Below are 8,450 nucleotides of genomic sequence, written 5' to 3' on the forward strand. Positions count from 1 at the left end.
CGCGCCTCACCACGGCGGGCGCCGCGTGGTGCCGCCTCGGACCACCGGACCATCCGCTGAGGTAAGGCTTAGTTAGGTAGCCCTTACCTTGAGGCGGCCCGCTGTGCGCCTTCGGCATATATCTCGATGTCGAGATAACTCTAGTACATGACCGCGGAAGGGTCATGTCCGGGCGCCCCCCGGCGGCGGCGTGGCGCGCGTGCGGCGGCGGATCAGCTCCTTGCCCTCCTCGGGGAGCGCGTCCGCCACCGCGAGGAGCGGCAGCAGCTCCGGCTCCAGGGTCATGGCCCGGAACTCCAGCGCGACGGTCACCTCGTGGGCGGGCCGGTGCACGATCTCCAGGCGGTCGCCGGAGCGGATCTCGCCCGGCTCGATCACCCGGAGGTACGCGCCGGGCAGGGCCGCCCGGGTGAACCGCTTGATCCAGCCGTCCCGCTCCAGCCAGCCCTGGAACGTCGCGCACGGTATCCGCGAGCACGACACCTCCAGCACGACGTCGGGCCCGATCCGCCACCGCTCCCCGATCAGGGCGCCGTTGACGTCCACGCCGAGGGTGGTGAGGTTCTCGCCGAACACCCCGTTGGCGAGCGGCCGGCCCAGCTCGGCCTCCCAGCCGTCCAGGTCCTCGCGCGCGTAGGCGTAGACGGCCTGGTCGGTGCCGCCGTGGTGCTTCACGTCGTAGGCGCGGTCACCGGCCAGGCCGACGGCGCCGGTGCCCTTGGGCCCGGGGGCGGCCACCGCGACCGGCCCGTCGACGGGCCGCTTGTCGATGCCGGTCGCGCTGATCCCCTTCCAGGGGTTGGGGCGGGGACGGCCGATGTTGACGGAGAGCACGTGTGTGCCGTGGGAATCCATGAGCCGGGACCCTATGAGCGACCTGGCACGGACGCGAGGGAGTTTCGGGCACCGCCCTTCACTCACCCGCCCCCTCCAGCACAGCACTCTCACCGCTTCTCACCCGAACGGCACACCCCCACGCGAGTGCGATCTCATATCTGAGATAGCCTTTCGGCATGTCAGATGACTACCTCGTACGTATCGGCAAGCTCATCCGTGACGCCCGCCAGCACCGGGGCTGGACGCAGAGCCAGCTCGCCGAGGCGCTCGGCACCAGCCAGAGCGCGGTGAACCGCATCGAGCGCGGCAATCAAAACATCAGCCTTGAGATGATTGCCCGCATCGGTGAAGCACTCGACAGCGAAATCGTCTCGCTCGGCTACGCCGGCCCCATGCATCTGCGCGTGGTCGGCGGGCGCCGCCTCTCCGGCGCCATCGACGTCAAGACCAGTAAGAACGCCTGCGTGGCGCTGCTGTGCGCGTCGCTGCTCAACAAGGGCCGTACGGTGCTGCGCCGCGTGGCCCGCATCGAAGAGGTCTACCGCCTCCTCGAAGTGCTCAACTCCATCGGCGTGCGCGCCCGCTGGATCAACGACGGAACCGACCTGGAGATCGTGCCGCCGGCCCGGCTCGACATGGACGCGATCGACGCGGACGCCGCCCGCCGCACGCGCTCCATCATCATGTTCCTCGGCCCGCTGCTGCACCGCATGGACGCCTTCAAGCTGCCGTACGCGGGCGGTTGCGACCTCGGTACGCGCACGATCGAGCCGCACATGATCGCGCTCCGCCGCTTCGGCCTGGACATCGCCGCCACCGAGGGGATCTACCACGCCCGGGTGGACCACTCCGTCACGCCCGGCCGCCCCATCGTCCTGACCGAGCGCGGCGACACGGTGACCGAGAACGCGCTGCTGGCCGCCGCCCGCCACGACGGCGCCACGGTCATCCGGAACGCCTCGTCCAACTACATGGTCCAGGACCTGTGCTTCTTCCTGGAGGCGCTGGGCGTACGCGTGGACGGCGTCGGCACGACGACCCTGACGGTGCACGGTGTGCCCGAGATCGACGTGGACGTGGACTACTCGCCCTCCGAGGACCCGGTCGAGGCGATGAGCCTGCTGGCCGCCGCCGTCGTCACGGAGTCCGAGCTGACGATCCGCCGGGTCCCCATCGAGTTCCTGGAGATCGAGCTCGCGGTCCTGGAGGAGATGGGCGTCGACTGCGACCGCACCGCGGAGTACGCGGCGGACAACGGCCGCACCCGCCTGGTCGACCTGACGGTCCGCCCCTCCAAACTGGAGGCGCCGATCGACAAGATCCACCCGATGCCGTTCCCCGGCCTCAACATCGACAACGTCCCCTTCTTCGCGGCCATCGCGGCCTCGGCCCACGGCCAGACCCTGATCCACGACTGGGTCTACGACAACCGCGCGATCTACCTCACCGACCTCAACCGCCTCGGCGGCCGCCTCCAGCTCCTGGACCCCCACCGCGTCCTGGTCGAGGGCCCCACCCGCTGGCGCGCCGCCGAAATGATGTGCCCCCCGGCCCTGCGCCCGGCGGTGGTCGTCCTCCTCGCGATGATGGCGGCCGAGGGCACGTCGGTGCTGCGCAACGTGTACGTGATCAACCGCGGCTACGAGGAACTGGCGGAGCGGCTGAACTCGGTCGGGGCGCAGATCGAGATCTTCCGGGACATTTGATCAGCGGATGCCGCCGCACCCCGTCTGACCTGCTACTTAGCGGGCCACGGAGGGGCGCGACGGCATCTCTGGGACTTTGGGCCCGCGGCGGGCTACGGGGCACGCTCCACAGGCTGTGCCGAGCGGCCGGAGCTACGCGAAGATCGCGTCGATGGCGGCGGTGCCCCGTGCGCCGGCGCGGGGCAGGAAGTGGGAGTACTTCCGCAGCGTGAACCCGGGATCGGAGTGCCCCAGCCAGCGTGCCAGGGAGACAACCGATTCGCCAGCCTCCAGTTCCTCGGAGGCGAAGAAGTGGCGCAGGGCGTGGAAGCCGTGCTCCCGGGACGGCTCCCACACGCGAGCGCCGTCGGGGGTGCCCTCCTCCAGCGGTGCGATCACGCCCGCCGCGGCCAGAGCCGGCTTCCACACGTAGGAGTTGAAGTAGTTCCGGTTGATGGCCTTCCGCTCGCGTCCCGTCACCAGGAGGTTGTAGGTTCTCGGCCGCCGGTGTTTGGCATCCACCGGCGTATCAGCAGGAGTCGGGTCGTCCCAAGGCAGCGTGACCGGGACCGGCGCGAACTGCTCCGTGTGCTTCTGGATGGCCCGGGCCACGCTGGCCGGCAGCGGCACGTCCCGGACCTTGCGACCCTTGGGAAAGGCGAAACACAACCTCGCTCGCACCATCTTGACCTGCCGCCGGACGAGGACGACTTCCTTGGCGAAGTCAATGTCCTCCAGGGCAAGCCCGAGCGCCTCCCCTTGCCGGAGCCCAAGACCCGCTCCGATCACGAGGAGGAGCCGGTAATGGTCTGGCAGGGCCGCCCGTACCGCCAGCACCCGTTCGGGCGGCCACGCCTCGACCCTGCCAGGCGTGGCGGCCGGAGGGCCGACCGTGCTGGAGCGGCACGGGTTGCGTCCGAGGCGACGGTCCTCGACAGCGGCCTGGAGGATACTAGAGAGCGTCGCCCAGACGAGACGGATCGAGGTCGGACCGAGGTCCTTCTCCAGCCGCTTCTTCCAGTGGCGCAGGGCTTCCGTGCCGATGGCGTTGAGCGGCTGAGTGCCCAGGTGGGGGACGATGTGCCGGCGTACTCTCTGCTCGATCCGCTCGATCGTGGACGGGTCACCGCTCTGAGTGGGCCACCAGTGGGTGGCGATGTAGTCCTTGAGGGAGATGGCCCCATCGCGCGGATCGACGAACTCGCCACGGCGAGCGTCGGTCTGAGCCTGAGACCTGTCCCGTAACTGCTGGTCAGGGGTGAGATGATCTTGCTGTGTCTGGTGTGATCACGGCGTCGCAGCCCTCCTGGATAGCCCCGTTCAGCGGGTTGAGCCCTCGCCAGTTCGGCAAGCTCATCACCGCGCTGCGGCGGGAAGGTGCGGATCCGGTGCGTAAGGGTCGGCCATGGAGCCTGCCGCTGGAGGACCGCGTCCTGGTGGTCGCCGCCTACTGGCGAACGAACCTGACTTTGCGGCAGCTGGCGCCGCTCTTTGGGGTGTCGAAGTCCGCGGCCGACCGCATCATCGACCACCTCGGGCCGTCGCTCGCGCTCCAGCAACGCAAGCGGTTCCGCAAGGACACCGTGCTGATCGTGGACGGCACCCTGGTCCCCACCTGCGACCACAGCATCGCCGAGCAGTCCAAGAACTACCGGTACTCCACCAACCACCAGGTCGTCATCGACGCCGACACCCGGCTGGTCGTCGCGGTCGGCCGCCCGTTGCCCGGCAACCGCAACGACTGCAAGGCGTGGGAGCTGTCCGGTGCGAAGGCCGCCGTCGGCAGGACCACGGTCATCACGGACGGCGGCTACCGGGGCACCGGCCTGGTCATTCCGCACCGCCGCGAACCCGGCCAGAGCGAACTGGAGACATGGAAAGAGGAGCACAACGCATCGCACCGCAAGGTCCGCGCCCGCGTCGAGCACGCCTTCGCCCGGATGAAGACCTGGAGATCCTCCGCGACTGCCGCCTCAAAGGGGATGGCGTCCACCACGCGATGCTCGGCATCGCCCGCCTGCACAACCTCACCCTCGCCGGGTGACGAAGGAACAACCAGGTCAGCGAGCACGCCCTAGATCATTTACGGGACAACGCTTAGGAGATCGACAACGTCGGGCAGGTGCAGATTTGTTTCCGCACGAGGCCATGAGGCCGTGAAGAAAGCGTGTGGATGGATCCTCTCCCTGCTCACCCGTCGCACCGGGCGGCACTCCACCACGTCACGACGGGCAGACACTGACCAACGGCGAACCAGTCCCACCCCGCCCCTCCGGGGCCGCTACAAGGCACCGGCTCCACCACAGAGAGTTATCAAGATTGAGCACCCGCCTGCCATACCTGTCACACCATCAGAAGCAGAGGCGATTGCCTGACGACGCCGTCAGGGCGTGCGGCAAACGTGCGCCAGAAGGGCCGATCGTGCGTCGAATATGCGTCAAGATATCGCCCGTAACGCACACTCGCTAAAACAGCAGGTCAGCGGCTTTTTTCGGTGGGCTCAAGGATCGCGACGCACTCGACATGGTGGGTCATCGCGGAAAGATGCGCAATCGGCACCTCACAAGGGAACGTGCGGGTCAGGTGGTCTTTCGCACCTGCACGTGCGACCCCTCGTGCGACATACGTGCGTCACGTAAGCCGCGAGCATCAGGGGGCCGCCATCCCTCATCGGCGCAGTGCTCTCCCTATGTCAGCACGAAGGCCCTGCCGGTTCGGAGCGAACCAGCAGGGCCGGACATAAACGGAGCGTCAACGCCTCACCTTGCGATCACCGCGTACCGGTCATCGCCGAGCGGCCTCGGTCGACACCACGAGCTGCGAATCGAGCCGTGTCCACGCCGAGCATCAGCACTGCGTCGAACTGGCCCGGCGGCGGCGTCAGATGCTGCGCCGGACTGTGCCCAGTGCCCAGCAGGTGCCCCTCCAGGCCGGCCCTGCGGAAGCGGGCGCGGGCGCTGTCCAGGCTGTTCGCAGACAGGTCAGACAGGACGGCCTGGTGCCCGCGGCGCGCGAGTTCCATGGCGTGGACGCCCGGGCCCGAGCCGATGTCCAGGGTAGGGCCTGGCAAACGCGAAGAGCCCTGTCTCACATTCGGTGGTGACACAGAGTGATGTAGGTCGTGGGCTTCGCCCCGTTACGTAAACATCTACGACCTATGCAGCCAGCCCCGAGTTCGGTCCTCGGTTCGTTCGGCGCGTCCGCCCCGCCCTTCCAGCGCTGCCGCAGTAAATGCGTACGCCTCGCCTGGGGCGGCCGGAGGGCCCGCCGCAGGCGAGGCGTACCGCCGTAGAGGCTCCGCAGCAGAGTAAATCCGGCATTTACTGCGGCACTGCCCTGACGAGCCATCAGGGCTGGGGCGCGCCACAGGCGTTGTCGGGCCGCCGTCCGTCCTCGATCCGCGCCACGGGCGTGCCTACGAGTCGACGCAGCACGGTGCGCAGCCCCTCCTCGGTGCCGGCGTCCAGGTCGGCGAGCAGGCTGGTCTCGATCGCCTCGACGTCCGCACGCGCGGCGTCCAGGGTGCGCCGGCCCTCCTCGGTCGCCTCGATGATGCGGGCCCTCCGGTCAGCCGGGTCCGGACGGCGGCGGACCAGTCCGGCCGTCTCCAGCTCGTCGAGGACCAGGACGAGTTTGCTCTTGTCGACCGAGACGGCCTGGGCCAGGGAGAGTTGGCTCCTTACGGGGGCTTCGACGACGGCCATCAGGACCGTGTAGCCCCACAGGCTCATGCCGTGCTCGCGCACGACCGAGGCTTCCGCTGTGGCGAGGCCCTGCTTGAGCCTGGCGAACAGCCAGTGCAAATCGCTGTGGAGCCGGCTGGCCGACGCCCGGTCGCCGGTGGGAGTGAGGGACATACCAGCAGAATAGCAATAGTTCGAAATCGTCTTGATTTAAGACTATCTTGGATTACTCTGGTCTCGATTCAGATCGTCTTGCCTGGAAGGGAATGCTATGGCTCATCTACTGCATCTGGATGCCAGCGCCCGCACCGACTCGTTCTCGCGGGAGCTCGGCGCGGCGTTCGTCAAACACTGGGAGGCCACCCATCCGGAAGGCACCTACACCTACCGGGATCTGCTGACGGAGCCGGTGACGCCCATCGACGAGGCCCGGGTGAGGCTGGCCACCCAGTCCTCCCTGAACGGCGTGAAGGACCTCGCGGCCATGGACGCGGTGGCGGCCACCGCACCCGAACTGGCCGAGGCATGGGCGGCGACCCGCCCCCTCATCGCACAGCTCCTCGCGGCCGACGTTCTGCTCATCGGGACGCCCATGTACAACTTCTCCATCCCTGCGGCCCTCAAGGCGTGGATCGACCGGGTGACCCTGCCGTGGCTGCCGCTCGCGGGGAAGTCCGCCGTGATCCTCAGCGCCCGCGGCGGCGCCTACGGCCCCGGCACTCCCCGGCAGCCGTTCGACTTCCAGGAGCCCTACCTGCGCGCCTACTTCTCGGCACTCGGCCTGGAGGACGTGGAGTTCGTGCACACGGAGCTCACCCACGCCCCGGTCATGCCGTTCCTGAAGCAGTTCCGCGATGCCCACGAGGCGTCCCGGACCACCGCTCTGGAAGCGGTCGAGGCGCTGGCCGCCGGCGTACCGGCCGCGGCCCAGGCGAGCTGAACCGTTCCGTAGGGCGAGGCCCGGCCTTGCCGCCACGGTGCCCTTCCCATTCGCAAGAGAGGGCATCCCCCACGATGGACACCGCGCTCAAGGGCCGCGCGGTCCTGGTCACCGACGCGTCGACCGGTCGGCCCCGCGACCGCCCGCGCCTACGGGCAGGGAGGCGCCCGAGTCGCCTCACCTGCTCAGCAATCCGGAGAAGGCCGAGAGGGTCGTCTCCGAGATCGGGGCAGCCGGCGGGCAGGCCCTCGCGGTCCGGCTCGACCTGGAGGACCTGCCGACCGGCGAAGAGGCCGTGGCCGCGGTCATCGAACGCTGGGGCGGCGTCGACGTGCTCGTTGCCAACGCCGTGCGCTGGGGCGGCTCCGGCCCTAAGAAGCCATCTCATTTGGGCGATTCGGTATTCTGTGCGTCATGGTGGGGATCGTTGAGCGGCTGGTGCCGGACGAGTTGTGGGAGTTGTTCCAGCGGGTGGTGCCGGAGGCGCCGTCGAGGCCGCAAGGCGGCGGTCGGCGTCGGCACGGCGACCGGGAGGTGCTGGCCGCGATCGTCTTCGTGGCCACGTCGGGTTGCACCTGGCAGCAGCTGCCTTCGACGTCGTTCGGCCCGTCCGGAGCGACTGCCCACCGGCGGTTCTCGGAGTGGTCGAAGGCCGGGGTGTGGGCCAAGCTCCACCGCCTGGTCCTCGACGAACTCGGCGCCCGCGGCGAGCTGGACTGGTCAAGGTGCGCGATCGACTCGGTGAACATGCGGGCCCTGAAAAGGGGGACCTGACAGGTCCGAATCCTGTCGACCGGGGCAAGTACGGGTCGAAGATCCACCTGATCACCGAGCGGACCGGTCTGCCCATATCCGCCGCAATCTCCGGCGCCAACGTCCACGACAGCCAAGCCCTGATCCGCTCGTAAAGGGCATACCACCGATCCGCTCCCGCCGAGGTCCCCGCCGACGCCGGCCCGGCAAGCTCCACGCCGACAAGGGCTACGACTACCGCCACCTGCGGCAATGGCTAGCCGGGCGCGGGATCCGGCACCGCATCGCCCGCAAAGGCATCGAGACCTCGCAGCGACTCGGCCGACACCGCTGGACCATCGAACGCACCATGTCCTGGCTTGCCGGCTGCCGACGACTCCACCGCCGCTACGAACGCAAGGCCGACCACTTCCTGGCCTTCACCAGCATCGCCTGCACCCTCATCTGCTACCGCAGGCTCGCCAAATGAGATGAGTTCTTAGACCGTGTCCTATGTGGGGGTTGGCTCGTTGAGCTCGTCATGGGTCGGGGTACGTGGAGTTGGATTGTTCC

6 protein-coding genes and 3 pseudogenes are annotated in these 8,450 nt (G+C 68.6%); 5 read left to right on the forward strand and 4 right to left on the reverse strand.

Going from position 1 to position 8,450, the window contains the following annotated elements; all coding sequences use genetic code 11:
- Positions 1-162: 162 nt before the first annotated feature.
- Positions 163-855, reverse strand: a complete 693-nt coding sequence (locus ACLQ2N_RS07145) for an MOSC domain-containing protein (RefSeq protein ID WP_425810175.1) — start codon at positions 853-855, stop codon at positions 163-165.
- Between the two features lie 158 nt (positions 856-1,013).
- Here ACLQ2N_RS07145 and ACLQ2N_RS07150 point away from each other — a divergent pair, with 158 nt between their 5' ends.
- Positions 1,014-2,543, forward strand: a complete 1,530-nt coding sequence (locus tag ACLQ2N_RS07150; RefSeq protein ID WP_425810177.1) for a helix-turn-helix domain-containing protein — start codon at positions 1,014-1,016, stop codon at positions 2,541-2,543.
- Between the two features lie 132 nt (positions 2,544-2,675).
- On the opposite strand, the gene ACLQ2N_RS07155 is transcribed toward ACLQ2N_RS07150, so the two are convergent.
- Positions 2,676-3,311 carry a tyrosine-type recombinase/integrase gene (locus tag ACLQ2N_RS07155; RefSeq protein ID WP_425810179.1) on the reverse strand — a complete coding sequence of 212 codons (636 nt, stop codon included), beginning with the start codon at positions 3,309-3,311 and terminating at the stop codon, positions 2,676-2,678.
- Between the two features lie 485 nt (positions 3,312-3,796).
- On the opposite strand from ACLQ2N_RS07155, the pseudogene ACLQ2N_RS07160 reads away from it, so the two are divergent.
- Positions 3,797-4,566 (forward strand): annotated as a pseudogene (locus ACLQ2N_RS07160) (transposase).
- Between the two features lie 726 nt (positions 4,567-5,292).
- Here the strand turns inward: ACLQ2N_RS07160 and ACLQ2N_RS07165 are convergent.
- Both ACLQ2N_RS07165 and ACLQ2N_RS07170 read right to left on the reverse strand, forming a co-directional pair.
- Positions 5,293-5,592, reverse strand: a complete 300-nt coding sequence (locus ACLQ2N_RS07165; protein ID WP_425810181.1) for a class I SAM-dependent methyltransferase — start codon at positions 5,590-5,592, stop codon at positions 5,293-5,295.
- A 277-nt stretch (positions 5,593-5,869) separates the two neighbouring features.
- Entirely contained in the window at positions 5,870-6,379 is a 510-nt protein-coding gene (locus ACLQ2N_RS07170; RefSeq protein WP_425810183.1) for a MarR family winged helix-turn-helix transcriptional regulator, read from the reverse strand.
- A 97-nt stretch (positions 6,380-6,476) separates the two neighbouring features.
- Here ACLQ2N_RS07170 and ACLQ2N_RS07175 point away from each other — a divergent pair, with 97 nt between their 5' ends.
- From ACLQ2N_RS07175 to ACLQ2N_RS07185, 3 genes and pseudogenes are all read left to right on the forward strand, one after another.
- A complete protein-coding gene (locus ACLQ2N_RS07175; protein ID WP_425810185.1) occupies positions 6,477-7,145 on the forward strand; it encodes an FMN-dependent NADH-azoreductase in 669 nt (222 codons plus the stop codon).
- A pseudogene (locus ACLQ2N_RS07180) lies at positions 7,060-7,488 on the forward strand (SDR family NAD(P)-dependent oxidoreductase); the annotation flags it as partial. The gene ACLQ2N_RS07175 and the pseudogene ACLQ2N_RS07180, both read left to right, overlap by 86 nt.
- 71 nt (positions 7,489-7,559) lie before the next feature.
- Positions 7,560-8,367 (forward strand): annotated as a pseudogene (locus ACLQ2N_RS07185) (IS5 family transposase).
- The last annotated feature ends 83 nt before the right edge of the window (positions 8,368-8,450 follow it).

The organism is Streptomyces sp. DT224, from assembly GCF_049844595.1.
Classification (GTDB): domain Bacteria; phylum Actinomycetota; class Actinomycetes; order Streptomycetales; family Streptomycetaceae; genus Streptomyces.